The following is a 25,936-nucleotide window of genomic DNA, read 5'->3' on the forward strand; positions in this document are numbered from 1 at the left end:
ATTATCAGTTCATTAACGTAGTTCAGTGATCTTGCAATGATCCATATCACTATAGTCGAGGTTCTCACCGGCCATACCCCATATAAAAGTATAGTTACTGGTACCGGCGCCGGAGTGAATAGACCAGGGCGGGGAAATAACCGCCTGTTCATTCTGCATCCAGATATGGCGGCTTTCCTGCGGCTGTCCCATAAAGTGGCATATGGACTGCCCCTCCGGCACTTCAAAGTAAAAATACACCTCCATTCTTCTGTCGTGCGTATGCGCCGGCATGGTGTTCCACACGCTGCCTGGTTGCAGCTCTGTCATGCCCATCTGCAGCTGGCAGGTTTCCAGCACACTGTTCACCAGCAGTTTATTGATAGTGCGGTGATTGGAAGTTTCAAGCGCACCCAGTGTTACCACTTCTGCTTCTTTTTTAGACACTTTGCGGGTGGGGAAGCTATGATGAGCAGGAGTGGAATTCAGGTAGAATTTAGCGGGTGTTTGTGCGTTTTTACTGGAGAAGATCACCTGTTGTTTTCCTTTGCCGATGTATAACGCTTCTTTATACGCCAGTTCAAATTTCTCCCCGTCCACTTCCACTATACCATCGCCTCCAACATTGATCATACCCAGTTCCCTTCTCTCCAGGAAATAGGCTGCTTTCAGCAGGTCAATCGTTTCCAGAACCACCGGCCCTTTCACGGGCATTGCACCGCCGGTCAGGTACCGGTCGTAATGTGTATGCGTCCAGGCGATGTGGTCGGCATCAAAAATTTTCTCCATTAAAAATGCCTGCCGGAGTTGTGCCGTATCCATGTGCTTTACTTCAGCCGGACTGCTGGCATATCTTGATTCGAACGTGGTGCTCATATGATGTTTGAATGTTTTTAGCTATTGAGAATACTGATTCATTATTTGCCCGGCCCCAGGAGTATTGCCCACTGTTTGGCCCTTTACCGCTGTTGTAATGGATTGCGCGGGGCTCATAGCTCCGGCAAGCCCTGCCAGTGACACTATTCTGATAAAGTTTCTGCTTTCCAATGTGGCTTTCCTTTATAAAGTTAAAAAAGCGGTTCCATTACATGGCTTCAGGCGAAAGCTCTAAAGTAATGCAAACGTTTGCAAAAATCAAGCATTTATTTTAAAAAATGTCTTTTACAGGATGGTATGGGTACCTATTTACGGCGCATCACAAACGCCACCGAGTGTTTACCGGTTAGTGCCTGGCTCCGGGCCTTCAGGCTGATTCGTGTTACGTGGTCGCCCCATACCGGTGACAAGCGGCTATCTTTTATCTCCTGCTGCTCCGTTACCACTTCAAATAAGGAAGGATCGTAGGTTAGTAACAGGTCCGCAGTTCCGCCTTTTAATACAATCCTTCCGGGTGTGCCGGTGCCGGCAGGCAGACAGGTCATAAAATGCAGCAGGAAGGGCTCCTTCCATTCTTTTAACTGGTATGCCTCCGATAATTGCAGGGAAGTTTTGGCAGGGTTGAATGTAAATGTACGTTTCCACGATTGTACCATTGCTGCTTCCGGATAAGCAGCGGCAATATCCATACTCAGCTTATTGTGACTGTACTCCACAGCTGTAGCCTGAAACTTCCGGCCATCCTGCTGTTGAACACCGTTAATAGTGGGACAGTTATGCCATTGCGATTGCATAAACCATAATTTGTAACGGTCGGCACTAAATGTTTGCTTTGTATAGGTACCCACGCCAACATCAATAATCGCCGGCTTTCCATCCATGTACAGCACAAAATTTCCAACGTCGTTATGATTATGGCTTTCTGCATTATGTCCGCCCTGTGCGGCGAAGAATAAACCTTTGGAGACACCGGCTTCAGAGCGGAGCGACAATACCTGCAAATCAGGGAGCCAGTTTTCTGCGGTATAAGGGGCTGCTTTGGCAGATAACAAGGCACTGCGATATTCCACGTTATACACAAAGAAAGCCAGGGAAGGCGTTTTAACCCTGTTACTGTCGGGGTTCTCCAGCCCTGAGAGGTAAGCGGCGAAGTTAACCAGCAACGGGTCATGAAAAGCAGTTCCGTATAAATACACGGTATGTGAAGGTGGAATGGTGCTCGCAGAAGCATCTGCAAAATTCACAAACCGGCTGCTGTCTACATGCATTTTATAAATATAGGCGCCGATCCGGTGAATCAGTTCATTATTGCTCCAGCTCAACCGGTGGGCAGAAGCGCTGTTCAGCAGATCAATAAATTCAATGAGCTTACCGCCTGCATGTCCCCAGTAAATGGGACCTTCGTCACAACCGCCATCATCAGGATATCCGTTCACAAAATTATCCGCGCTGCGGATCGTTTTCTCTATTACTTTATTTCGTATATCCGTTTCATTTATACCCAGCAATGCAGTTTGTAAAACATTGGTATTGATCCAGATATTCCAGTTATTCACTGCGCGGCCGCCCCATCCCATCCACCAGAAATCAGTCCGCTTCAGGTAAGGCTCCACAATGCGGTGTTGCAGTTCATAGGTAATCCGTTTATTTACGATGGGAGAAAATTTATCCAGCTGATCGTGCAGCAGGAACTGCGCCCAGCTGAGTGTAGCAGCAGTTTCACCGGCAAAAAGATCCACCACCGGTTCCGTTGGATCGGGCAAACCACTGCCTGCTTTTTGTGCACCAATATGCGCAGGCAATACCCAGGTGCTTTCTTCCAGGATCAGCCATAAACCGTTTACGATCTGTGGCATGTATTTTCCTTTTCCGTCCACCAGTTCTCCGGCCACTAACGCCGCCAATACTTTGCGGCGTTCAAACTGCGCATTTTCAAAATTTACACGGTTACCATTATCACGGTATTGAAGATATAAAGTAGCCGGTAATGAAGGCCAGTCGAACGATAATCCCTTGTCCGCTTCCTTCAGCAATATCGCCTTGCTGGCCGCCGGCAGGGCAGCAATCTTCTCCGTAACAGATTTGTATCGTTGTTCCCTCCACTGAATAATATCCTTAAAAGCAGCATCACCACCTTTCTGCCTGTATTCTTCATATAAATAATTCCTGGCTTTACCGGCATCCTGGCCACTAACGTTACCGGCTATACTAATACTTGAAAAAAGCAATACCGCGCAGATCAGTTTTTTAACGTGCATTTGACATTTATTTTTTTTGTAAGATAAAAACAGGGCAGTGTAATAGGTTAAAGGGATGGTATATTTCCCAAACCGCGTCATGATGTAAACGTTTGTATTTGTTGCCATACTGTCATTCAATTGTTCGCGCCGGAGTGTATGGCTGGTGCTTTCTTTTCTGCCGGAATCACACCGCTTCAGGTCAGCAATTCAGATTACCGGTAAATGATCTCTTCAGTTTGCTCCAATGGAATTTGTTGGCGTCATCGCCGGAGACCCGCGCTGATAGATCAAAAATATCAAAATACAGGTAAATTACAAACGTTTGCATAAATATTACAGGATCGGGACATTTACACATCCGGGCGGTTAAAAGGCACTGATAGCCGATTAACAATTTATAATTCATTCCTGACCTGCTCCCATAAGGTGTTCCAGCGGAATAATCAAATAGTCAAAATCTTATCATGGATTAACATTTTACTATCACCAGCCGGAGCAGTTATTTACTACTTTAGCTCTTATGAACGCTTATTTACAAATTCATCCTGATGATAATGTGCTGGTAGCCTTACAGGATATACCGGTAGGAACCGATATCTCATTTAACGGACATAACATTCAACTGCAACAAAATATCTCTGCTAAACATAAATTCCTGATAAATGACATCCGAGAGGGCGATCCCATCACGATGTATGGCGTACTGGTAGGCAAAGCCAGCAAAAGCATCGGGAAGGGCGAAACCATTACCACAGAAAATGTGATTCATGATGCCAACGCATTCCATGAAAAAGACAGCTCCCTGGAATGGCAGGCGCCCGATGTGAGTAAATGGAAAACCCGCACCTTTATGGGCTATCATCGGGCCGATGGCCAGGTAGGTACCCGTAACTACTGGCTGGTGATTCCGTTGGTTTTTTGTGAAAACAGGAATGTGAGTGTGATTAAAACCGCTTTCGAAAAAGGACTTGGTTTTTCTCCTGCCGAAGTATATAACGAACAGGTAACTGACCTGGTTTCCCTTTATAAAAGCGGCGACCTGGAAGCCATTAAAAACTATGAGGCTGGCGCACTAACGGAAACGAGTAAACGTAATGTGGTTTTCCCGAATATTGACGGTATCAAATTCCTCACCCACGAAGGAGGCTGTGGTGGTACCCGCCAGGATTCAGACGCCCTGTGCGCCCTGCTGGCCGGTTATATTCATCACTCCAATGTTGCCGGAGCCACTATTCTTAGCCTGGGATGCCAGCACGCGCAGGTATCTATCCTCCAGGAATCACTGAAAAAACTTAACCCGGCCTTTAACAAACCGGTATTGGTATACGAGCAGCAGAAAAGCGCTTCCGAATTTGCGATGCTGTCTGCCGCCATTAAAGATACTTTCCTCGCGCTGGTAGAAGCCAATAAGCTGACCCGCCAGCCGAGCCCGCTCTCCAAGCTGGTAATAGGACTGGAATGCGGCGGCTCCGACGGGTTTTCCGGCATTTCAGCTAACCCGGCTGTAGGTCATACTTCCGACCTCCTGGTGGCGTTGGGTGGTACTTCCATTCTCTCCGAGTTTCCTGAACTGTGCGGAGTGGAACAGGAACTGATTAACCGCTGTCAGACAGAAGAAACCTCCGATAAGTTCATCCGCATTATGCGCGCATATGAAAACCAGGCCCAGTCGGTAGGTTCCGGTTTTTACATGAATCCGTCTCCGGGAAATATCAAGGATGGCCTGATTACCGATGCCATCAAATCCGCCGGGGCAGCTAAAAAGGGAGGAACCTCACCGGTTACGGATGTACTGGATTATACAGAGTATGTAACCAAACCCGGACTGAACTTGCTTTGCACACCCGGTAACGATGTTGAATCCACTTCAGCAGAAGTAGGTTCCGGCGCTAACGTGGTGTTGTTTACCACAGGGCTTGGTACGCCTACCGGCAACCCGATTGCGCCGGTAGTAAAACTGGCTACCAATACCAAACTGGCTACCCGTATGAAAGATATTATCGATATCAATACCGGTACCATCATCAGTGGCGAACAGAGTATTGCCGGTATGGGTGAAGAAATCCTGGAATATGTGATCCAAACCGCCAGTGGTGAAGTGTATACAAAGGCAGAACAACTTAACCAGGATGATTTTATTCCGTGGAAACGGGGTGTTTCCCTGTAAGCAGCGACTGTCGTGTATTTCAGGATTACACCGATTTTTACTTTTTGATTTTGTAAGATGAAGAAAGATTTTAAATAGAAAACGTCCGGGCAGATGTCCGGACGTTTGTTTTTATTCTTATGAGTATCAAAAATTGTTCTTGTATTAATTCAAATTCACCTGCTCCATTTTAGGTGCAAAGAAGTGCATCACTGTCCAGGCCACCAGGTAAGCCAGGGCGCAGATAGTGAACAGAATATTATAGCCAATACCGATGTTGCCGATTAACTTATAATGATCCAGCATAGCGCCAATCAGCATCGGGAACAGCGTACCGCCAATAGATCCGGCCATACCGCCAATACCTACCACAGAACTTACGGCCCGTTTCGGGAACATATCAGAAGCAGTGGTGAATATGGTGGCAGACCATGCCTGGTGAGCCGCCGTGGCCAAACTAATCAATGCAATAGCAAACCATACATTATTGGAATACTGTATAAGCATAATGGGCAATACACAAAGCGCAAAGATCAGCATAGACACTTTACGCGCTTTGAAAACCGGCCAGCCGGATTTGATCAGGTGGGAAGATAACCATCCGCCACCGATACTGCCAAAGCTGGTAATGGAATATATAATGATCACCGGCAGCCCCAGCGTTTCTTTCATATTTACGTGGAAAATGGATTCCAGGTAACCCGGTAACCAGAACAGGAAAAACCACCACACAGGATCAGTCAGTAATTTACCAAATATGAAAGCCCATGTTTGTCTTACACCCAGGAGCTTACTCCATTTAATAGGTTTGGGTTTCACTTCTTCTACTTCCTGGTCGGAGTGGATATGATCAAATTCTGCTTTGGATAATTTCTTGTGACGGGCAGGCACTTCATAATAGATCCACCAGAATATCAACCAGATAAAACCGATGGCGCCTGTCCATACAAAGGCATTTCTCCAGCCATGATTGCTGGCCAGCCAGTATACCATTGCCGGTCCTATTACAGCCGCAATATTGGAACCTGAGTTAAAGATGCCCGTAGCCAGCGCCCGCTCCTTCTTTGGAAACCACTCTGCGGTGGCTTTAATAGCCGCAGGGAAGTTGCCCGCTTCGCTTACGCCGAGGATAGACCTTACCACACCAAAACCCAGCGTGGAACGCACCAGTCCGTGTGCCATAGCCGACAGGCTCCATACCACAATAGAAACCGCGTATCCCAGTTTGGAACCGATCTTATCTACCAATGCGCCAAAGAAAAGCAAGCCAATCGCATAGGAAGCGGAAAACGCCATCACCAGGTTGCTGTAAGCTGTTTCTGACCAGTGAAACTCAGCTGATAAATCAGTTTTAAGCAATCCTAATATCTGCCTGTCTATATAGTTGATGGTCGTCGCAACAAATAAAAGTGCGCATACCCGCCAGCGATACTTACCTAAAGTTGTGGAATTCATTACGGTTTATTTGGAATTTATAAAGTGTATAAGTTACTTCTTCGGCCTGAGAAATGCAAACGTTTGCACTATTTTATCTTTCAGCGCGCTCCAGTCCTTGCTTTCGATCAGGGATTTGGACAGCAGGTTAGACCCCATTCCCACGCATACCACTCCGGAGTCAAACCAGGCATCCATACTAACCCGGGTAGGTTCTACACCGCCCGTAGGCATAAATTTCAGTTGCGGGAACAGCGGTTTAATGGAATTTACATAACCCGGCCCCAGTACATTGCCCGGGAACAGCTTCACCAGCCTGGCGCCACTCTTTTCTGCAACAGAAATTTCCGTTGGCGTCATACAGCCGGGAATCCAGGTAATGCTTTCCGCACTGCAATAAGCGGCCGTTTCCGGATCAGTTACGGGACATACGATAAAGTCGGCGCCCATACCGGCATACACGGCTGCATCCGATGCGTTTTTAATAGTTCCGATACCCAGGTATAAATCCGGCATGGCAGCCAGTTTCCTGTCGCGCAGGGTAGCGAAGTTCTTACGTGCATTTTCTCCCCTGCTGGTAAATTCGAATACCCGTAAGCCGCCATCATAACAGGCTTGCAGTACTTCCAGGCAAACATTTTCATCATCATGATAAAAAACCGGAATAATCCCGCTTTGCTCAAATGCTGCTATAATTGTTTCAGGACTTGGTGCCATATCTTATATCAGTTTTATTATTTCTTTTTCAGAAGTAGTATTAAAATCTCCTTTCACAAAAAACTTGGAATACGCGGCGGCAGCAGCAAAGGAAATGATCTGCTGATCATCCAGTCCCTGCAGCTGGGCATGTATGAGCCCGGCCATAAAGCAGTCTCCGCTACCCACGCGATCCACTACGTCATTGGTGTCGTACTCACGGGAAATGCTCATCTGTCCTTCGTTATAATAAAAGGCGTAGTACAGATTATGCGTGGCAGCATGACTGAAACGGAAAGTAAAAGCCACCCGCTTACAGCGTTTGTACGTAGCAGTGATTTCCGCGGCTACCTTTTCTGCCTGTTGCAGGAAAATATCTTTGGTATTGGCTTCCAGCGCAGCGGTATCCAGCGCGGTATCCAGCATATTATTGGCGGCCCAGATGTTGCCCATGATTACATCGCAGTACTGAACCAGCTCCGGCATTACCTCCACCGGCTTTTTGCCATACTGCCATAGTTTACTGCGGTAGTTAAGATCGGTGGAAATGGTCATTCCCTTCCGGGTGGCGGCCTGCAATACTTCCTTGCAAACCTCCGCGGCAGCAGGGTTTAATGCGGGTGTAATAGCGCTCCAGTGAAACCATTCCGCATCACCGAGCAATGCGTCCCAGTCAACAGTGCCCGGCACTATTTCGCTGAAAGACGACCAGGCCCTGTCGTACACTACCTCCGCATGTTTAAGGTCGCTGCCCTGCGCCAGGTAATAAATACCAATGCGCGCACCACCCCACAACACCCTGTCGGTATGGATACCGCGGTTACTCAGTTGCTCCAGCACGTCTTTCGACAACCCATTTTCAGGCACCTTGCTGATATACGCCACTTCCGTGCCCCAGTTGGCCAATGCCGCGGCCACGTTGGCTTCCGCCCCGCCTACATAAACGGCGGCCGTATTTTGCGCCAGCTGCGGCGACAAGCGTAATAATATTTCTCCGAATGTGATAACTTTTACCGGCTTCATTAGAATCCAAAATATGCTTTTGCGTTATAGTAACAAATGTCCTGTACCATTTTCCCTAACCAGGCAACATCATTTGGCAGCTCTCCCTGCTCCACATCGTTGCCGATCAGGTTACACAAAATACGGCGAAAATATTCATGCCGGGAATAAGACAGAAAACTTCTGGAATCGGTTAACATTCCTACGAACCGGCTCAGCAAACCCATGTTGCTCAATACATTCATTTGCTTTTCCATACCATCTTTCTGATCCAGGAACCACCATCCGGAACCATACTGAATTTTGCCGGGAATGGCGCCATCCTGGAAGTTGCCTGCCATCGTAGCAAAAACTTCATTGTAGGAAGGATTCAGGTTATATACTACTGTCTTTGTTAACTTATCTTTCTTATCCAGTGCATCAAAAAATGCGCTCATGGCTTCCGCAACGCGCCAGTCGCCGATTGAATCCACACCGGCATCCGCCCCTACCCGTTGCAGTAAGCGGGAATTATTATTACGGATAGCGCCCACATGGAACTGTTGTGTCCATTCCCTTTCATGATTCCATTCGCATACCGCCAGCAGGATGGCCGTTTTAAACTGCGCATTCTCGTATGGTGTGGCCGCGCGGTGGTTGCGGGTATTGTAAAAAATAGTATCCAGTTCCCTTCCGGTAGCCGGTGAAAAATAAAAGGTGCTGATGCCATGATCACTCAGGCGGCCGCCGGCTTCATGAAAATAAGTATGCCGGCTATGGAGTGCCTCAATGAGGTCCTCAAACTTCGTGATCTCTTTATTGGTAACTGCTGCCAGCTCATTAATAAAACGGTTGAACACCTCCGGGTTATCCACCGCCATTGCCCTGTCGGGGCGGAAGGTAGGCAGCACCCGCGTACCAAAAGGTTTATTGGCAATAGCACGGTGATGCTCCAGCGAATCTACCGGGTCGTCGGTTGTGCACAGCGTGTCTACTTTATAATGTTGCAGGAGTGTTTGTGTGGATAACCGGGGCAATTGTGCGTTACAATCGTGGTATATTTTCTCCGCTGTTTTTTCACTCAGCAGGTCGGTTACGCCGAAAGGATTTTTTAACTCCATATGCGACCAGTGATACAAAGGATTGCGCATTGTATATGGCGTAGTAGCTGCCCAGTGACGGAATTTCGTATAGTCGTCGGCGGGGCCTGTAATAAACTCCTCCGGCACACCGTTGGCACGCATAGCGCGCCATTTATAATGATCTCCTTTCAGCCAGATAGCGTATAGGTTGTCAAATGTTTTATTCCCTGCTATTTCATCCGGCGGCAGATGGTTATGATAATCGATCACCGGCATAGCGGCGGCGTAATCAAAGTATAATCGTTTAGCCGTTTCCGTTTTTAATAAAAAATCCTCAGACAGAAATTCCTTCATAACATGATTAATTTTTGAGCAGCTGCGATTGAATAAATGCTTTCACACCATTGCTTTTCAGCATTTTTAAGATGCCGGCTACCTGTTCAGCAAAGCCTGGAATGGCCGTCAGATCTGTTTCCCACAAACGTTTGTCGCTGCAGATCCCGGTTACCATATCATTTATATCGGTGTGAGTTCGCCACCAGGCTGCAAAAACCGGGGCATTGTCATCTGTAATAACGTATTCTTCCCCGTCCCTGTTGCCATAATATTTACCTGCTTCTTCACGCTCCGGCTGCAGGAACAGCAGCATGGCGGCGAAGCCCAGGCACAGGTGAGGCGGGAGTGTTTTATACTTTTCGTAGTAGCGTACCAGTGTGCGCACATTGCGGGCATTCATCTTGGAACTTTCCTGGAAAGTGATGCTGATGAGCTTATGCGCAATAAACGGATTGGCAAAACGGTCGAGTACTTCCGGCGCAAATGCAGTAGCGGTAGGACAGGTATCTTCAATAGTAGGCAGTATTTCGCGGAGCACCACTTCTTTGAAGAAATGACTCATATAATCGTCCTGCATGCATTCGTATACCGTGTTGAGGCCCGACAGGAAAGCCAATGGTACTGCTGCTGTATGACTGCCATTCAGTAACCGGAGCTTCTGTTCACGGAATGGTGTAATGCTGGGCTCAATCAGCATTCTTTCATCTGCCTTATAAAAAGATAATACAGAACGGGTATGTTCATTACCCTCTATAGCCCATAACAGGTAGGGTTCTACTTCTATCCATAATTTATCCGTGTACCCTGCTTTTTGCTCAATTTCAGCCAGGTTGCGGGGTTTGCCGGGAACGATCCTGTCTACCAGGGAATTACAGAATTGGTTATCCTGCTGGATCCATGTAATAAAAGCCGGCGGCAGTTCATTATAAGCGGCCAGTTGCAGTACAATGTCTTTTAACAGGCGGCCATTATCTACCACCAGCTCTGTAGGTACAATCACAAAGCCGGTGTTGGCGCTGCCTTTAAAATAGGTAAACCGCTCCCATAGCACCGCCAGCAATTTGCCGGGGAACGAGGCCGGTACACCGTCAGCTATTTTTTCCGGAACATACTGGATCCCTACTTCCGTGGTGTTGGAAATAATTGTTTGCAAAGCGGGCTGATGAACAGCAGCTAATATTTCCTGCCATTCTGCATTCGATTGCAAAACCCGGCTAATAGCGGAGTTGATCAGCACCTGGTCTACCAGTTCTCCCTGGGAAACACCTTTGATATGGGTGGTAAACAGGCAGTCCTGACTGGAAAAATCAACAGTATCACCGTCGGTCGATTTCACCACCACAATCCTTCCTTCAAAAATTCCCTGGCGGTTGGCTTTGTCTGCGAGATAGTCTACTAAACCGCGCAAAAGCACGCCAGTACCAAATTGAAGGATCTTTTCCGGGAAGGTGAATGTTTTTTCATGAACGCCGGAATCCTGATTTTTTAATATAAATTCTTTGTTTAATATAGGTAGCATTACAACTGATTTATGCTATAAGGTGGCTAAAACTAATAAATATATAATTCACAATTAACAATTTATAATGTTTCCGGAAATAATCGTTCAAACACGTTAAAATTATATCAACGATATAATCAGAATCAATCCGGCCATTGTCAGGATCAATAAAGCACAGATGGCCGTTGGCTTAAATTTAAGTAATTTTGTTGCTCTAAACTTTTATAAATGAGCAAGCATGGTAAAGTGCTGGTAGCCATGAGTGGTGGTATAGACAGCACTGTTACGGCGTTGATGCTGCATGAACAGGGGTATGACGTGGTGGGTATCACCATGAAAACCTGGGATTATGCATCTGCTGGTTCCAGTAAAAAGGAAACCGGCTGCTGTAACCTGGATTCTTTTAACGACGCCCGCGCGGCAGCGGTGCATCACGGGTTTCCGCACTTTGTGCTGGATATCCGCGATGAATTTGGTGATTTTGTAGTGAATAATTTTGTCGAGGAATATATTGCAGGACGTACTCCCAATCCGTGTGTACTGTGCAATACCCATATAAAATGGCGCGCACTGATGAAACGTGCCGACGCAATGGATTGTGAGTTTATTGCCACCGGCCACTATGGCCAGATCCGTCAGCACGACAACGGCCGTTATGTGATCAGCAAGGGTCTTGATGAAACCAAAGACCAGAGCTATGTACTGTGGGGCATCCAACAGGATGTACTGGCCCGCACCATTCTTCCTTTAGGCAAATACCGTAAAACACAAATACGCCAGATGGCCTTTGATTTCGGCTATCCCGAACTGGCTAAAAAAGCAGAAAGCTATGAAATATGCTTTGTGCCGGATAATGACTACCGCGGTTTTCTGAAAAGAAAAGTAGAGGGTCTGGAAGAAAGAGTAAACGGAGGCAATTTTGTGCTGGCAGACGGCACTATCGTTGGTCATCACAAGGGTTACCCCTTCTATACCGTTGGACAGCGTAAAGGGCTTGATATTGCCCTCGGACGCCCTGTTTTTGTAACCGAAATCATCCCCGAAACCAACACCGTGGTTTTAGGCAATGAAGATGAATTACAGAGAAGTGAGATGTTCGTAAGCGGTATCAACATGGGTAAATACGATACCATTCCGGAAGGCATGGAAGCAGTTACCAAGATCCGCTATAAAGATAAAGGCGCGCTGAGTAACCTGTACAATGAAAACGGGCAGGTAAAAGTAAGCTTCTACGAAAGCGTGAAAGGCATTGCTCCGGGTCAGTCGGCTGTTTTTTATGAAGGCGACGATGTAGTTGGCGGAGGTATTATCCAGCGGACGATGCCGGTTTTGTAAGAATTAATTTCATAAGATAGATAAACAGAAAGGGTGGGAAGACAGATCTTCCCACCCTTTTTTTATCTTCAAAAACTAAGATAATCTTACTGCATACATCGTATCCGCTCCCTTGTCATACCCCGCAATCACGCCTCCTTCCTGCTTCCGCAAGTCACTGATCTCTTCTATATACTTCACCACCTCTTCATTCTCCTGTTTAAAAACAGAACAGGTAATATAGATCAGCGAGCCGCCTTTTTTTACAAATGGCGCCACATTATGGGCTATCTTCTTCTGCAACTGCTGGTACTTCCCGATCTCGTCTTTTTTAAAGAAGGAGATACTTTCCGGCGTACGCCCCCAGGTACCGGAGCCGCTGCAGGGTGCATCCAGGATGATACCATCAAACTGCTGACTCCCCATAGACGCAGGGAAATTCTCTGCCGTAAGATCGGCCACCCGTGCTTCAAAATGCTTCACTCCTGCCGTTGCAAAACGCTGCTGCAGATTTTCCAGGATAGATCTTCTCACATCAGATACCAGTAATTGCACGCCAGGCTGCTGATCTTTGAGCAGGATGGATTTACCGCCACTGGCAGCACAACAATCCCACCAGCGCTGGTGTTGCTGCGGATGGAACAATTCACCGGTCTGCTGACTGGAAGCGTCCTGCACCTCATACCAGCTTTTCTCCGGCACTACCACTTCTATTTTAGTGCCGTTGGGCAAGGCTATGGTAGTGTTATTAGCGAACAGCTCATACGCAATGGCTGCTTTATCCAGCAATTGCAGCACTTTATCGAGCTTATTGTTGCGTACCCGGATAAATAACCGCGGCTGCTTTAAAACAGTATAGGCGTATGCGTTAGCATCTATACCGGCTGACAGCTCCGGCAGAAACGGGAAAAGCGTGCCGGGGGTTAAAGGAACAGGCAGGAGCGCAGCCTTATCGGCATGCGGCAATGCAATTTGCTCGTTCCATGCAGGACGGATAGCTGCCAGGAAATCATTCGGTGTGGCTTCACAAAGGAAAGCGCCGGTAATGATCCGCTCGTTCACGGAAAGGCTTTTACCCCAGTTCCCGAGGCGGAAGTAATGATATACCAGCTGTGAAATCCAGCGCCGGTCGCGGCCTCCCATGTAGGGATGTTCCTTAAAAAAAGATTTCAGGAAATGATGTAATGGCAGGCTGCCCTGGTAGGCGCCGATAATTTTTTCTGCGGATGCTAAGTAATTTTCCCAACGGGTCATACGCGAAGATAAGGGCTAATATTGACGCTGTGGGAGATAACACAAAAAAATCCGGCCTGATAACAGACCGGATTTCATTTTATCTTATCAGCTGAAACTAGAGTTTCAGCAATGCTTTCAGCGGATCTTTACCAAACAGCAGTTGTTCAGGATTTTCCAGCATTTCTTTTACTCTTACGAGGAAGCTTACTGATTCGCGGCCATCGATGATACGGTGGTCGTAGCTCAGCGCCAGGTACATCATCGGGCGGATCACCACCTGGCCGTTGATGGCCATCGGGCGGTCCTGGATTTTATGCATACCCAGGATAGCGGACTGCGGGATGTTGATGATAGGTGTGCTCATCAGGGAACCAAATACGCCACCATTGGTGATGGTGAAAGTACCGCCGGTCATTTCAGGCATGGTCAGTTTGTTATCGCGGGCTTTAGTGGCCAGTTCTACTACTGCTTTTTCAATACCTGCCATATCCAGGCTTTCTGCATTGCGGATCACCGGTACTACCAGTCCTTTTGGAGCAGATACCGCGATAGAGATATCGCAGTAGTCGTGGTATACCAGTTCTTCTCCGTCGATATAAGCATTTACGGAAGGGAATTCCTGTAAAGCGAAGCAGCATGCTTTAGTAAAGAAGCTCATGAAGCCGAGGTTTACCTCATGCTGTTTTTTGAATACTTCTTTATACTTGGCACGCAGCGCCATAATTTCTGTCATATCTACCTCGTTGAAGGTAGTGAGCATGGCCGTTGTATTTTTCGCTTCCACCAGGCGACGGGAAACAGTTTTACGCAGGTTGCTCATTTTTTCGCGGCGTTCGGCACGGGTAAACATTTCCTGACCGATGGCTACACCCGGATTCTGCAGGGCAGCATATACATCGTCTTTCATGATCTTGCCATGAGCGCCGGAACCTTTGATGCTGGAGGGATCCACGTGTTTGTCTGCGATCACTGCGGCAGCTACCGGTGATGCTTTCACATCGTTCGGGATGCTGGTAACAGGGGCCTGTTGCGGCTGTGGAGCGGCTTTAGCTGGTTGTGCAGCGGGAGCGGCTGCCGGTGCGGCTTTGCCTGCTGGTCTGCCAACACTGGTATCAATTTTACAGGCAACATCGCCTATTTTTAAAGTATCGCCTTCTTTTGCTACAGTAATCAGTGCGCCGGCTTCTTCTGCATTCAGTTCAAAGGTAGCTTTCTCAGATTCCAGTTCACATACCACTTCATCACGCTCTACATAATCACCATTATTCTTCAGCCACTTTACCAGTGTTACTTCACTGATAGATTCTCCTACTGTAGGCACTTTCATTTCAATCGTCCCTTTATTCACTGCAGGCGCTGCCGGTGCGGCTTCTGCCGGAGCAGGCGCTGGCGCGGCTGCTACAGGTGCAGCAGGTTCAGCTGCCGGTGCGGCGCCGGTTGCTGGTGCGGCGGCGTCTGTATCGATAGTACAGGCTACATCACCAATCTTCAAAGTAGCTCCTTCCTGAGCTGCGGGGGCAATTTTGAGAACGCCCGCCTTTTCTGCATTCAGTTCGAAGGTTGCTTTCTCTGATTCCATTTCACACAATACCTCGTCCTGCTGAACATAATCTCCGTCTTTCTTCAACCACTTTGCAATTGTTACCTCGCTAATAGATTCTCCTACCGTAGGGACTTTGATTTCGATAACCATATTTAATCAGTTGATGGTGATACCAGGTTTTGCGTTTAGCGGTTAGCCTTTAGCTTAACGTAAAACCCCGTTATTCTGTTTATACTTTGAATTTTTTTAGATGTTAAAAGCCGTGTCAATGATCTGTTGCTGTTCACGGGCATGTACTTTCGCATAACCGGTTGCTGTAGAAGCGCTCGGGTTGCGACTGATAACACCATAGTTGATCTGTTTCAGGTTCATTTGCAGGAAGGCTGCAGCACCCATGTTCAGTGGTTCTTCCTGTACCCAGAAGAAAGTAGCTCCCTTATACTTCTGTGCAATGGCTTCCAGTTGTTTAACCGGCAGCGGATACAGTTGTTCCAGGCGAACAATCGCTACATCTTTGCGATCATCTTTAGCCTGTTTGTCACTCAGATCAAAATACATTTTACCGGAGCACAGTAATACCTTCTTCACCACAGCGGCGTCGTCGATAAACGGATCATCCAGTACTTCCTTAAAGCCTCCCTGTGTAAATTCCTGCATAGCAGAGTAAGCGCCTACATGACGCAGATTTGCTTTTGGAGAGAAGTTAATGAGTGGTTTGCGGAACTGCCAGGTTAACTGACGGCGTAACGCATGGAAGAAGTTGGCGGCAGTCGTGATATTGGTGATCACCATATTTTCTTCTGCGCATTGTTGTAAGAAGCGTTCCGGGCGGGCATTGGAGTGATCCGGTCCACCACCTTCATAACCATGAGGCAGCAGCATTACCAGGCCATTTTGCGTAGTCCATTTCTGTTCTGCGCTGCTGATGTACTGATCAATCACTGTTTGTGCGCCGTTTACAAAGTCGCCGTACTGCGCTTCCCACAATACCAGGTTATTGGGATTGGCCATCGCATAGCCATATTCAAAGCCCAATACACCATATTCGCTCAATAAAGAGTTATAAATTCTGAATTTACCCTGGTTTTCCTGGAGATGACTGAGACGGCTATACGTTTCATTCGTATTTTCATCAAACAGTACCGCATGACGGTGAGAGAAAGTACCGCGTTTTACATCTTCCCCGCTCATTCTTACGTCTTTCCCTTCAATCAGGAGGCTGGCATAGGCCAGCAGTTCACCGGTGGCCCAATCCACTTTGCCTTCATCCTGGTACAGTTTTATTTTGTCCTGCAGCAGTTTGCTCACTTTACGCAGGGGCACGAAGTTTTCAGGCCATTTCATGAGGCCGTCGAACAACCGTTTAAAGTCGTCTTCCTTGATAGCGGTTACCGGGGAAGCGTCAAAATCCTGTGGGGTGGCTTTGCGCAGCGCTTGCCACCATTGTTCCGGTTTCTGGCTTACATAAGGCAGTGGATGTTGTTTTACCTCATCCAGGCGTGCCTGTAAATCGTCCCAGAAGCCTTTTTCCATTTCTTTGGCCAATGCCTGTGCTTCAGATTCTCCGTTGTTCAGGAGGAACTGGGTATATACTTCACGCGGATTAGCGTGTTTTTCAATCAGGGCGTAGAGGCTCGGCTGTGTAAACTTGGGCTCATCGCCTTCGTTGTGACCATGTTTGCGGTAACAAACCATGTCGATAAACACATCTTCGTTGAATTCCTGACGGTAGCGGGCGGCCAGCTGGGATACTTTCACCACTGCTTCTGCGTCGTCGCCGTTTACATGGAATACCGGTGCCTGTACAATCGATGCCACGCTGGTACAGTAATCTGAGGAGCGGGCATCATCAAAATCGGTGGTAAAGCCGATCTGGTTATTGATCACAAAGTGAATGGAACCACCTACGTAGTATCCTTTCAGTTTGCTCATCTGTTCCACTTCATACACAATCCCCTGACCGGCCACGGCGGCGTCGCCATGAATGAGGATGGGCAGTATTTTATCGTAATCGCTGTTGTAGATCACATCTGCTTTACTGCGCGCAAATCCGACCACGATTGGATCTACTACTTCCAGGTGGGAAGGGTTGGGCATCAGTTGCAGGTTAACGGGTTTGCCACCGGGGGTGGTTACCTGGGAGCGGAAGCCGAGGTGATATTTCACATCGCCGCTGCCCATGGTCATATCCGGTACGGCCAGGCCCTCAAATTCATTGAAGATCTGTTCGTAGGTTTTACCCAGGATATTGGCCAGTACGTTTAAACGGCCACGGTGGGCCATTCCTATCACAGATTCCTGTACGCCATACTCTGCGGCTACGTTAATGATGGCATCCAGCGCCGGAATGGTGGATTCTCCGCCTTCCAGGCCGAAACGCTTCTGTCCGATATATTTTGTGTGAAGAAACTTTTCAAAAATAACGCCCTGGTTCAGCTTCTGCAGGATGCGTTTACGCTGCTCCAGCGACAATGGCTGCAACATAATGGACTCAAATTCTTTCTCCATCCACTTCGCTTTATCACGGTCGTTGATGTAAGTGTATTGAAGTCCTACGGAACCAGCGTAGATCTGCTGCAGATAGGCAACGATCTTTTCCAGGGAGGCTTTACCCACGCCAATGGTAGTTCCTGCGTAAAATTCGGTTTTAAGATCAGCGTCCCCTAATCCAAAACTGGCAAGATCCAGGTTGGCCTTGCGGTCCTTTCTTTCACGGATGGGGTTGGTTTTAGCAATTAAATGGCCTTTTTTGCGATACGCCTGGATCAGGCGGTACACGCCCAGTTCTTTCGCCAGCTGGTCGTCGCTCACAGGCAACGAAGTGCTGCCTCCTGCTACCGGCGCTGATGTTGCCGCCTTGCCGTTTACATTGGATACTGCAAAATCAAATCCTTCGAAAAATTTAACCCAATCCGGGTCTACAGAGTTGGGATCTTTGCGGAAATCCTGGTATAACGATTCAATGTAAGCAGGATGTGAGTTGGTGACGAATGAGAAGTCCTTCATTTACAACGAGTTTTGCTGATCTTCAGTTCAAATACTTTTCTGTTGATCCCAATATATTAATATATGGGATTGCAAATATCGCTCGTTTTTCGATACGCTGGTTGGAAAAAATGAGAAAAAATCAAGTGTTTATCTGTGATAAAAGGTGCTTATATTTGTAGTTCACCGGAAAAACTACATTTAGTTTGTTTTGTAAAGGTAATATAGTTACCTTTGCCGTCCGAAACTTGAAATTTGAAAAATGGCAAACCATAAAGCAACAAAGAAAGACGTACGTCAAAGCAGAAAGCGTAATGAGCGTAACCGTTACTATGGTAAAACTACCCGTAACGCCATCCGTGACCTGAAAGCAGTTACCGATAAAGCAACAGCGGAGAAAGATTTAACTGAGGTAGCTTCTATGCTTGATAAGCTGGCTAAACGTAACGTTATTCACAAGAACAAAGCTGCAAATCTGAAAAGCAAGCTGGCTAAGAGAGTATTAGCTCTGGCTTAATTGCTTCAGTAACAATATTTATAGCTCTTCCTCGAAAAGGAAGGGCTTTTTGTTTTTCCATTTTACCAAGATGATGAAAAAGATACTCCTGCTTCTGACCGCCCTGTTTCCCCTGCTCTCCTCCGCGCAGGATCTCACCACGCAATATGAGAAAACCAATGGCCGCGAAACCGCCACCTACGACGAAGTGATCCGGTATTACCAGCAACTTGCCAAACGCTTCCCGCAGATCAATATACAAATCATTGGCGCCACCGATGCCGGTTTTCCCCTGCACCTGGTGACCTACTCCCCCAGCCGGAATTTCGACTTTAAAAGCCTCCACAAACAAAATAAACGGATTATCCTCATCAATAACGGTATCCATCCCGGTGAACCCGATGGTATAGACGCCAGTATGATGCTCCTACGCGACCTCGCACAGGGGAAAATCCATCTCCCGGAAAATATCATACTCGCTGTAATCCCCGTATATAATATCGGCGGAATGCTCAACCGCTCCCCCTGGTACCGGGTAGATCAGAACGGTCCCGATGCCTTTGGCTCCCGCGGCAACGCCCAGAACCTGGATCTCAACCGCGACTTCATCAAAGCCGATTCAAAAAATGCCCTCGCCTTCCAGCAGATCTATCACCTCACCGATCCGGACGTATTTGTGGATAACCACGTGAGCAATGGCGCAGATTATCAGCATATCATGACCCTCCTCACTACTCAGCACAATAAACTCGGCGGACCAATGGGCGAATTCATGAACAAAACATTTGAACCCGGATTATACGCCCTGATGAAAAATAAAGGCTACGACCTGGTTCCCTATGTAAATCACTTTGGTGAAACACCCGACAGCGGATGGGTGGAATTTGCTGACGCTCCCCGTTACTCTACCGGTTACACAACCCTCTTCCATACCTTCGGTTTTGTACCCGAAACACATATGCTGAAACCCTATCCGCTGCGCGTAAAAGCAACTTACGCCCTGATGGAATGCTTCATCGAATTTACCGCCACACACAGTGAAGAAATTAAACACCTGCGCGAACAGGCAAAGCAAACCGCTCTTACACAGAAAATGTTTCCGCTCGCGTGGCAGTTTGATATGAACAAATACAGCCTGATCACATTCCGTGGCTTTGCTTCCGGACACAAACCCAGTGCAATTTCCGGTCTGCCCAGGTTGTACTATGACCGCTCCAAACCATACACCAGGCAGGTGAAATTCTATAACTATGCTACCGAAGAAAACTTTGTGGAAAAACCGCAGGCATATATTATTCCGCAAGGTTGGTGGGCAGTAATCAATCTGCTGAAAAATAACCAGGTAAAAATGCAGCCACTGCAACATGATACGACCATCCTCGTAGAAATATATCATATTGCCGACTTCCAGAGCTACACCAAACCATTTGAAAAACATTACCTGCACACCAACATCAAAGTAACCAGCAGCAAGGATTCCATCCGGTTCCGCAAAGGTGATTGCTATATTCCCATGAACCAGAACGCCAACCGTTTCCTGATGGAAACACTGGAACCCACCGCTGGCGACTCGTTTTTTGCCTGGAACTTTTTTGATGCCATCCTCGGACAAAAAGAAGGATATTCTCCTTATGTTTTTGAAGATACCGGTGCTGAATATTTAAAACAACATCCGGAGTTACAGGAATTATTAAATAAGAAGAAAGCCGGTGATACTGCCTTCGCCAACAACGCCAGTGCGCAGCTGAATTTTGTGTTTAAAAATTCACCTTATGCAGAACCGGAATACATGCGTTACCCGGTGTATAGAGTACGATAAGATATTATCAGTTATGGAAGCGGAGATATAAGCAGGACTTATGTCTCCGCTTTTTTTAATGCATCCTGTTCATGATAATGAACGGATCATTTCACCCCTGAATAAAATGAACGGGATTTTATTGATGTATGCTTTAAATTCGTTCGCGTTTAGATGTTTGTTAACATACTTCAGAGAAATGAAGTGGGCATAATCCTTCCGTTATAAAAACCATATCAACATGAATCCTGCTGTAATTTTTTCTTCATTCATGGTAGTTGTTTGTGTGTATTCAACATAGGGAGTTCTATAAATACTCTTCTTTCAAACTCATATTCTTTAAACAAAAAACCAAAAACATGTCTTACAAGGAATTTGTACAGGATTTAAAACAAAACATTGTCAGGAGCAGATACATTGCTGCAAGGCTTGCTAATCAGGAGCAATTAAAACTCTATTTCAAAATCGGGCAGATGCTTTCCGAGAAGATAAATGCTGAGAACTGGGGAGCGAAAGTAGTAGAACAAATAGCTCGAGACCTTCAGCAGGAACTTCCTGGAGTAAAAGGTTTTTCTTACACCAATTTAAAAAAAATGCGTCATTTTTATGACTCATACGGTGCGCCCGTAATTGGCCCGTCAGTGACGGGCCAATTACAGACTTCTTTCTACAGCATTAGCTTTACCCACCATATTCTCATCCTTGAAAAATGTAGCCACGAGGATGCCCGGCTTTTTTATATCTCCCAGGCCGCAGAACAATTCTGGTCAGTAAGAGAATTGGAACATCAAATCAATGCCAATCTTTTCAAACACCAGGGTAATATGCCCCACAACTTCAATAAAACACTGCCGGAAAATATCAAATCCAAAGCACTGGAAGTATTTAAAGATGAATACCTCATCGACTTTGTTAATATTAATGAAGAGGATGATGAAGGGATCCTTGAAAATGAAATAGTGAACAACATCAGGAAGTTCATTATGAGTATGGGTAAAGGATATTCCTTTATTGGTAATCAGTATAGGCTGGAAGTAAATAACAATGAATTCTTTGTAGATCTGCTCTTTTACAACCGGCACCTGCAATGCCTTGTAGCCATTGAATTGAAACGTAAAAAGTTCAAACCTGAATACGCCGGCCAGCTGAACTTTTATCTGAATGTGCTGGATGATAAAGTAAAATTACCACACGAAAATCCCAGTATCGGCATTATACTCTGTAAACAGAAAGACAATACAGTAGTAGATTATGCCATCAAATCTATCGATAAAGCGATGAGTGTAGGCACCTATACACATTATCATGCCCATAGCATACCCGAAAACATGAAAGAATTTTTGCCCGATGCGGAGGCATTAGGAAAAATGCTATAAAAATGATAATGAATAACTCACATTAATAATCCCCAAAACACTGCATCAGTTCCCGTTTACACGTTTATTAGCATTCCTCACTTACAACAATATCTCTAACATAAAACCATTATCAAAATGAAATTTAACCATCTGCTTAACAGCATTGAAACCACACATGTACATTTCCAGGAAGTAGCCGCCAAAGCTATTAATCGTTCCCTTACCATCCGCAACTGGATGATTGGCTGTTATACTGTAGAGTATGAACAGAAGGGCGTGGATAGGGCCAGATATGGAGCGCAATTATTGGAACAGATTTCGAAAGAACTTCCTGTGCTAAAATTATCTGCAACTAACCTAAGACTATGCAGACAATTCTATCAGTATTATCCCCAGATTAGTCAGGTTGTTTCAGACGAATTAAAAAATAATCCCATTCAAATTCATCAGTCACTGACTGACGAATTTGAAAAAATCAACATGCGAATTCATCAGTCAGTGACTGATGAATTACAAATAACTAGTAATCAGCAACATACAATTCATCAGACAGTGTCTGATGAATTGCTAGCGTCCAATAATTCAAGTGTTTCTTCAGTAACGCCCCTGGTAGAAATTGGCAGGGTTTCAAGTAAGAAAATTGTAAATAATCTGTCGTTTACACACATTGCCAGTTTGCTTACAATTGAAGATGATTTCAAACGGACCTTTTTTGAAGTAGAATGCATTAAAGGCAACTGGAGTGTACGCGAACTAAAAAGACAAATCAACAGTCTCTATTTCGAGCGCATGGGTCTTGCCAAAGATCCGCACAAACTGTCCCGGCTGATACAGCAATCAACAGAAAGCCCGGTTACACCCGCAGATCTCATCAAAAATGTATACTCATTTGAATTTCTCGATCTTCCGCAAAAAGCAATAGAAAAGGAAAGTACGGTAGAACAAAAACTGCTGGATCATTTACAGGAATTTTTACTGGAGATGGGACACGGCTTCTGCCTTGAAGGCCGGCAGAAAAGGATCCTGATAGGACAGGAATATTATTTTGTAGATGTTGTGTTTTATCACCGTATCCTGAAATGTCATGTACTCATCGAATTAAAAGTTGGTGATTTCACGTATGCAGATGCCGGACAACTCACAACATACCTGAACTATTTCAAAGCAAAAATGACGGCGCCTGGTGATAATCCTCCAATAGGTATTTTGCTGGTCACCAATAAAGATGAGGCACTTGCTGAATATGCCATTCCTTCCGGAATGGATCAGCAGATGTTTATCTCTACCTACGCCGTACAACTGCCAACGAAAGAAGAGTTACAACAATTCCTGGCGGGTGAATTAAGAAGATGTGAAAGTTAAACCCTTTCCAGTTTCAGCATAACATGCTGTTCCCCGTAAAAATGATTGTAGAAAAGGATAGTGCGAACAGGCGCAGACAAATGCTCCGTACCGGGAAACCAGGCTGCCGGTATTTGCTGCGCTTTGATAATCTGCGCAGCTAACCATAACCCAAACGCTCCGGCAGTATCATATTCACCGCAAAGATGCTTGAATGGCAACTGTGGTATGCCTGGAAAACATTGATCCAGCTCCTGGTAATAATGCTCGTAGTTACTGTCGCCGTTACGACCGGTAATGATCAGGTCAGGAGAAGTGGTAAAGCTTTTCAGGGCTTCGGCTAGTTTTCCGCCGCGTGGTTTGTACAGCATCCTGAAATCAGAAATGGCTGCGTAGCTCTGCGATGTAGGCGTGCCCGTTAGTATGAAGAAAGTAGCGCCTTCTCCGGCAATACTGCCGGGTGAAAGATGACGATATAATTCCCGGTTATCGGTAGGCGCTTCTTTCCAGAAACCGATCCGGCTTTTGATATAAAAATGTTCTTTTGTAATTTCCTCAAATGCGCCGGTAAGCGTATGTGTGGCGCCTTCCTGCAACAGCATCATGCTGTCCAGCAAAGCATTTTCAAAGGAAAAACCGCGGTGTACAAAAGTATTGTTATAGGCTGTGCACTTTTGCTGCAACGCAATTAATCCATTCACAGAATTGTAGGTAGATTGAATGAAAGGAGTTGGGTTCAGGGCTGTTTCCTTGTATTCGGCAATCTCTTTGATAAATTTTTCCGTGTCTTGTAAACTGCCTTTGCCGGTGCCGGTAACAATAGGTCCTGGTATGGTGATGCCACTTTCCTGGCTGCATTTAAGTGCAGCGGTTAGTCCCATTTTAAGCACCCTTGTCATGCGACGCAGGCTGTTGCCGGGGATGAATGGCTTATAATCGGGTTCGATACAGGCAAGCAGGTTACTATCTGTATGTACCAGCTGCGCCGAAAAAATATCCCCTTCAAAAGTTGGCTGCGGGGAGATGGCCGCCATTGCTTGTATGTAACACTTACCCTTCATATTTGCTGATCACCAGGGAAGCATTGTTGCCCCCAAAGCCGAATGAGTTTGAAATAACATGATTTACCGGGTACCCTTCCATCAGGGTGGTAACCGGACTGATATTCAATTCCTCCATCCTTTCTGAGAAATTGAGATTGGGGAATATTATCCCATGTTGAATAGCCAGTATAGAATAGATGGCTTCTATCGCACCTGCAGCCGCCAGTGTATGCCCTGTAAAAGGTTTGGTAGAACTGAACAGGGGAACTTTATCCCCGAATAAACGTTCCAGCGCCTTTCCTTCGGAAACATCGTTATTAAGAGTGGCAGTGCCGTGCACATTGATGTAAGATACTTCTTCCAGTGAATGTCCGCTCATAGCCAGCGCCATTTTCATCGCTTCGTAGGCGCCGTCGCCATCCGGTGAAGGAGAGGTTGGATGGAAAGCTTCATTGGTATTACAATACCCGCTTAGCTCAGCCAGGATGCGGCTGTTGTTGGCCCTGGCGAAAGATTCACTTTCCAGTACCAGGTAAGCCGCGCCTTCACCCAGGTTCAAACCGGTGCGTTGCTGATCAAAGGGCCGGCAAAACTGCTTATCCACATTTTTGAGGGAGTTGAATCCATTCAATGTAAAACGGGTAAGCGCTTCGGTGCCGCCGCATACCACCCGGGGAAGCATGCCCTGCTTAATCATACGCGCGCCAAACATCAGTGCATTGGCAGAAGATGAACAGGCGGTGCTGATGGTAGCAATATGTTCACTGAATCCTACGGTGTCGGCTATACGCTGTGTACAATCCGCGCAATCCAGTGTATCTATATATTGTAAAAAGGAGCCGGTCTTCTCAGGATTAATAATATCAAAATATAACTTCTCTGTATCACACATCCCTCCCACGGTGCTGGCATTGATAAAGCCTGTGGGAGCCGATTGTACATCCGTAATACCTGCATCCTGCAAAGCCTCCCGCATGGCTGCCAGTCCAAGTAAAGTGGTACGTGTATACCCTTCCTTTACCGGTATACCGGCCAGTGCAAACAAGGCCTCGCTCGCGTGTTTTACTTCCGCAACAGGCAATACATTTTTGTAAATGGTATCAATGTAGCTGCTGTAACCCAGCCCACTTTGCTGTAAGCGCAGGTGGTGCAAGTTTCCGGCTACATTATCACCAATGGCGGTGATCATTCCTATCCCTGTTATAAACACTCTTTCCGCCATGTAGCCAGTTTACTTATGCCGGTTGTTTTGCCTGGATAAACTCTGCCATAGACTGAACAGACTGCAGAATCTTACGACCTTCGCGCGGGTCCTCTACTTTGATGTGATACTGTCTTTCCAGTAATACCATCAGTTCGAGCGAATCGATACTATCGAGACCCAGACCTTCTCCAAATAATGGTGCATTGTCATCAATGTCTTCCGGTTTGGTATCCTGAAGATTGAGTGCCTCAATGATTTGTTCTTTCAGTTTCTTTTTTAATTCTTCCATAATGATGTAGGTTTATCACCTGTTGTTCACAACAGGCGAATGCCCTTGCGGGGAGTAA

19 protein-coding genes are annotated in these 25,936 nt (G+C 46.4%); 6 read left to right on the plus strand and 13 right to left on the minus strand.

Features of this window, described 5'->3' with window-relative positions:
- Window positions 1-12: 12 nt before the first annotated feature.
- Entirely contained in the window at window positions 13-855 is an 843-nt protein-coding gene (gene kduI, locus V7S65_RS16990) for a 5-dehydro-4-deoxy-D-glucuronate isomerase (protein WP_336387379.1), read from the minus strand.
- 305 nt (window positions 856-1,160) lie between these two features.
- Window positions 1,161-3,113, minus strand: a complete 1,953-nt coding sequence (locus V7S65_RS16995; RefSeq protein WP_336387380.1) for a heparinase II/III domain-containing protein — start codon at window positions 3,111-3,113, stop codon at window positions 1,161-1,163.
- Between the two features lie 502 nt (window positions 3,114-3,615).
- On the opposite strand from V7S65_RS16995, the gene V7S65_RS17000 reads away from it, so the two are divergent.
- Window positions 3,616-5,262 (plus strand): UxaA family hydrolase, encoded by a 1,647-nt coding sequence (locus V7S65_RS17000; RefSeq protein WP_111576655.1) that lies wholly within the window; start codon window positions 3,616-3,618, stop codon window positions 5,260-5,262.
- 144 nt (window positions 5,263-5,406) lie between these two features.
- Here V7S65_RS17000 and V7S65_RS17005 read toward each other — a convergent pair whose 3' ends face one another.
- The 5 genes from V7S65_RS17005 to V7S65_RS17025 are packed head-to-tail and all read right to left on the minus strand — an operon-like array spanning window position 5,407 to window position 11,289.
- Window positions 5,407-6,696, minus strand: coding sequence for an MFS transporter (locus V7S65_RS17005; RefSeq protein ID WP_079469273.1), 1,290 nt, complete (start codon window positions 6,694-6,696; stop codon window positions 5,407-5,409).
- A 33-nt stretch (window positions 6,697-6,729) separates the two neighbouring features.
- Window positions 6,730-7,392 (minus strand): bifunctional 4-hydroxy-2-oxoglutarate aldolase/2-dehydro-3-deoxy-phosphogluconate aldolase, encoded by a 663-nt coding sequence (locus tag V7S65_RS17010; protein WP_336387381.1) that lies wholly within the window; start codon window positions 7,390-7,392, stop codon window positions 6,730-6,732.
- A 3-nt stretch (window positions 7,393-7,395) separates the two neighbouring features.
- Window positions 7,396-8,394 (minus strand): sugar kinase, encoded by a 999-nt coding sequence (locus V7S65_RS17015; protein ID WP_079469275.1) that lies wholly within the window; start codon window positions 8,392-8,394, stop codon window positions 7,396-7,398.
- On the minus strand, window positions 8,394-9,788 hold the full coding sequence (gene uxaC / locus V7S65_RS17020; RefSeq protein ID WP_336387382.1) for a glucuronate isomerase: 1,395 nt from the start codon (window positions 9,786-9,788) through the stop codon (window positions 8,394-8,396). Before uxaC ends, V7S65_RS17015 begins: the two co-directional genes overlap by 1 nt.
- A gap of 7 nt (window positions 9,789-9,795) precedes the next feature.
- Entirely contained in the window at window positions 9,796-11,289 is a 1,494-nt protein-coding gene (locus V7S65_RS17025) for a tagaturonate reductase (RefSeq protein WP_111576659.1), read from the minus strand.
- A gap of 210 nt (window positions 11,290-11,499) precedes the next feature.
- Between V7S65_RS17025 and mnmA the strand changes: the two genes are divergently transcribed.
- Window positions 11,500-12,606: a tRNA 2-thiouridine(34) synthase MnmA gene (mnmA, locus tag V7S65_RS17030; RefSeq protein ID WP_111576660.1), complete on the plus strand. Its 1,107-nt coding sequence runs from the start codon at window positions 11,500-11,502 to the stop codon at window positions 12,604-12,606.
- A gap of 75 nt (window positions 12,607-12,681) precedes the next feature.
- On the opposite strand, the gene V7S65_RS17035 is transcribed toward mnmA, so the two are convergent.
- The 3 genes from V7S65_RS17035 to V7S65_RS17045 form a co-directional block, all read right to left on the minus strand.
- Window positions 12,682-13,839, minus strand: coding sequence for an RsmB/NOP family class I SAM-dependent RNA methyltransferase (locus tag V7S65_RS17035; protein WP_336387383.1), 1,158 nt, complete (start codon window positions 13,837-13,839; stop codon window positions 12,682-12,684).
- A gap of 97 nt (window positions 13,840-13,936) precedes the next feature.
- Window positions 13,937-15,514, minus strand: a complete 1,578-nt coding sequence (gene odhB, locus V7S65_RS17040; RefSeq protein WP_336387384.1) for a 2-oxoglutarate dehydrogenase complex dihydrolipoyllysine-residue succinyltransferase — start codon at window positions 15,512-15,514, stop codon at window positions 13,937-13,939.
- A gap of 96 nt (window positions 15,515-15,610) precedes the next feature.
- Window positions 15,611-18,370 carry a 2-oxoglutarate dehydrogenase E1 component gene (locus V7S65_RS17045; RefSeq protein ID WP_111576663.1) on the minus strand — a complete coding sequence of 920 codons (2,760 nt, stop codon included), beginning with the start codon at window positions 18,368-18,370 and terminating at the stop codon, window positions 15,611-15,613.
- A 241-nt stretch (window positions 18,371-18,611) separates the two neighbouring features.
- On the opposite strand from V7S65_RS17045, the gene rpsT reads away from it, so the two are divergent.
- The 4 genes from rpsT to V7S65_RS17065 all read left to right on the plus strand — a co-directional run bounded on the left by rpsT (window position 18,612) and on the right by V7S65_RS17065 (window position 23,363).
- Window positions 18,612-18,866 carry a 30S ribosomal protein S20 gene (gene rpsT, locus V7S65_RS17050; protein WP_079469282.1) on the plus strand — a complete coding sequence of 85 codons (255 nt, stop codon included), beginning with the start codon at window positions 18,612-18,614 and terminating at the stop codon, window positions 18,864-18,866.
- Window positions 18,867-18,939: 73 nt separating this feature from the next.
- Window positions 18,940-20,664: a M14 family metallopeptidase gene (locus V7S65_RS17055; RefSeq protein ID WP_336387385.1), complete on the plus strand. Its 1,725-nt coding sequence runs from the start codon at window positions 18,940-18,942 to the stop codon at window positions 20,662-20,664.
- Between the two features lie 338 nt (window positions 20,665-21,002).
- Window positions 21,003-22,019: a PDDEXK nuclease domain-containing protein gene (locus tag V7S65_RS17060; RefSeq protein ID WP_336387386.1), complete on the plus strand. Its 1,017-nt coding sequence runs from the start codon at window positions 21,003-21,005 to the stop codon at window positions 22,017-22,019.
- A 117-nt stretch (window positions 22,020-22,136) separates the two neighbouring features.
- The gene (locus V7S65_RS17065; RefSeq protein WP_336387387.1) at window positions 22,137-23,363 is read left to right on the plus strand and encodes a PDDEXK nuclease domain-containing protein; all 1,227 of its coding nucleotides are present in this window, start codon (window positions 22,137-22,139) and stop codon (window positions 23,361-23,363) included.
- Here V7S65_RS17065 and V7S65_RS17070 read toward each other — a convergent pair.
- Genes V7S65_RS17070 through V7S65_RS17080 form a run of 3 tightly spaced genes read right to left on the minus strand, consistent with a single transcriptional unit; the run spans window position 23,360 to window position 25,878 of the window.
- Complete coding sequence (locus V7S65_RS17070) at window positions 23,360-24,403, minus strand: beta-ketoacyl synthase chain length factor (protein WP_336387388.1); 1,044 nt, start codon at window positions 24,401-24,403, stop codon at window positions 23,360-23,362. The two genes, V7S65_RS17065 and V7S65_RS17070, sit on opposite strands and share 4 nt — an antisense overlap.
- On the minus strand, window positions 24,393-25,607 hold the full coding sequence (locus V7S65_RS17075; RefSeq protein WP_079469286.1) for a beta-ketoacyl-[acyl-carrier-protein] synthase family protein: 1,215 nt from the start codon (window positions 25,605-25,607) through the stop codon (window positions 24,393-24,395). Before V7S65_RS17075 ends, V7S65_RS17070 begins: the two co-directional genes overlap by 11 nt.
- Before the next feature lie 13 nt (window positions 25,608-25,620).
- A complete protein-coding gene (locus tag V7S65_RS17080) occupies window positions 25,621-25,878 on the minus strand; it encodes a phosphopantetheine-binding protein (protein WP_079469287.1) in 258 nt (85 codons plus the stop codon).
- Window positions 25,879-25,936: the final 58 nt, after the last annotated feature.

The organism is Chitinophaga sp. CCNWYY40 (assembly GCF_037483205.1).
GTDB classification, from domain to species: Bacteria; Bacteroidota; Bacteroidia; order Chitinophagales; family Chitinophagaceae; genus Chitinophaga; species Chitinophaga ginsengisegetis.

Coding starts and splice junctions, on each gene's coding strand:
- kduI (WP_336387379.1), bottom strand. CDS start 855: ATGAGCACCACGTTCGAATCAAGATATGCCAGCAGTCCGGCTGAAGTA.
- V7S65_RS16995 (WP_336387380.1), bottom strand. CDS start 3,113: ATGCACGTTAAAAAACTGATCTGCGCGGTATTGCTTTTTTCAAGTATT.
- V7S65_RS17000 (WP_111576655.1), top strand. CDS start 3,616: ATGAACGCTTATTTACAAATTCATCCTGATGATAATGTGCTGGTAGCC.
- V7S65_RS17005 (WP_079469273.1), bottom strand. CDS start 6,696: ATGAATTCCACAACTTTAGGTAAGTATCGCTGGCGGGTATGCGCACTT.
- V7S65_RS17010 (WP_336387381.1), bottom strand. CDS start 7,392: ATGGCACCAAGTCCTGAAACAATTATAGCAGCATTTGAGCAAAGCGGG.
- V7S65_RS17015 (WP_079469275.1), bottom strand. CDS start 8,394: ATGAAGCCGGTAAAAGTTATCACATTCGGAGAAATATTATTACGCTTG.
- uxaC (WP_336387382.1), bottom strand. CDS start 9,788: ATGAAGGAATTTCTGTCTGAGGATTTTTTATTAAAAACGGAAACGGCT.
- V7S65_RS17025 (WP_111576659.1), bottom strand. CDS start 11,289: ATGCTACCTATATTAAACAAAGAATTTATATTAAAAAATCAGGATTCC.
- mnmA (WP_111576660.1), top strand. CDS start 11,500: ATGAGCAAGCATGGTAAAGTGCTGGTAGCCATGAGTGGTGGTATAGAC.
- V7S65_RS17035 (WP_336387383.1), bottom strand. CDS start 13,839: ATGACCCGTTGGGAAAATTACTTAGCATCCGCAGAAAAAATTATCGGC.
- odhB (WP_336387384.1), bottom strand. CDS start 15,514: ATGGTTATCGAAATCAAAGTCCCTACGGTAGGAGAATCTATTAGCGAG.
- V7S65_RS17045 (WP_111576663.1), bottom strand. CDS start 18,370: ATGAAGGACTTCTCATTCGTCACCAACTCACATCCTGCTTACATTGAA.
- rpsT (WP_079469282.1), top strand. CDS start 18,612: ATGGCAAACCATAAAGCAACAAAGAAAGACGTACGTCAAAGCAGAAAG.
- V7S65_RS17055 (WP_336387385.1), top strand. CDS start 18,940: ATGAAAAAGATACTCCTGCTTCTGACCGCCCTGTTTCCCCTGCTCTCC.
- V7S65_RS17060 (WP_336387386.1), top strand. CDS start 21,003: ATGTCTTACAAGGAATTTGTACAGGATTTAAAACAAAACATTGTCAGG.
- V7S65_RS17065 (WP_336387387.1), top strand. CDS start 22,137: ATGAAATTTAACCATCTGCTTAACAGCATTGAAACCACACATGTACAT.
- V7S65_RS17070 (WP_336387388.1), bottom strand. CDS start 24,403: ATGAAGGGTAAGTGTTACATACAAGCAATGGCGGCCATCTCCCCGCAG.
- V7S65_RS17075 (WP_079469286.1), bottom strand. CDS start 25,607: ATGGCGGAAAGAGTGTTTATAACAGGGATAGGAATGATCACCGCCATT.
- V7S65_RS17080 (WP_079469287.1), bottom strand. CDS start 25,878: ATGGAAGAATTAAAAAAGAAACTGAAAGAACAAATCATTGAGGCACTC.